The sequence below is a fragment of the Caldicellulosiruptor sp. F32 genome (genome assembly GCF_000404025.1).
GTDB lineage: Bacteria > Bacillota > Thermoanaerobacteria > Caldicellulosiruptorales > Caldicellulosiruptoraceae > Caldicellulosiruptor > Caldicellulosiruptor saccharolyticus.
Genome location: NZ_APGP01000042.1, coordinates 1 through 663, shown reverse-complemented (window position 1 = coordinate 663; position 663 = coordinate 1). Strand labels below are relative to the sequence as shown.

The 663-nt window shown below is 25.6% G+C and carries 1 pseudogene; it reads left to right on the top strand.

Annotated elements, in window-relative coordinates:
* Positions 1-663 (top strand): annotated as a pseudogene (locus H964_RS12480) (glycosyltransferase family 2 protein); the annotation flags it as partial.

Here is a 663-nt window from a genome sequence, read left to right as displayed (position 1 = left end):
AGTAGAATATTATTATTTAGGCAAGTTTGAAGAAGCTCTCGAACATTTATTGAAAGTAAAAAATAGTTTTTCTTTTGAAAACATATTAGCGTCAAGATATCTAAGGTATTTAATTTTTACATATCTTCAACTCGGCAAATTTACTGAAGCTTACAAAATTATTTTTGAGTCAAAGAGAATATATAAAGAAGTGGGTAATTTAGATTTTCTATATTTTGAAGCAGTGTGGTATTATAATCAGGATTTGATACAATTATGTATACGGAAGTTGAATGAGATTATTATGGAATATAGACATATTGGTGATAGAGAGTATCTCATTTTTAATCTCAATACATTAGGATTAGGTATAAATGATTATAAATTTTTTATAGCTAATTGTTATGAAAAACTTGGTAATTATCAAGAATGCATAAGGATATACAATGAAATCTTGAGAGAAGGAAAAGTTTCTTATCTTCATTATATAAATTCTTTGTCTTTGTTAATTAAAATTCTGGATACTAAAGAGTTAGAGGTGTTTTTATTACATACAAGATTGAGTGATATAGATAAAATTATGTGTTTGAATAGCTATTTTGATTTGAGGGAGGATAGTAAGATTTCGTTTCTTGTAGAATGTATTGAGGACAAAGCATTAAAAGAATATTTTGAAAACGTTGT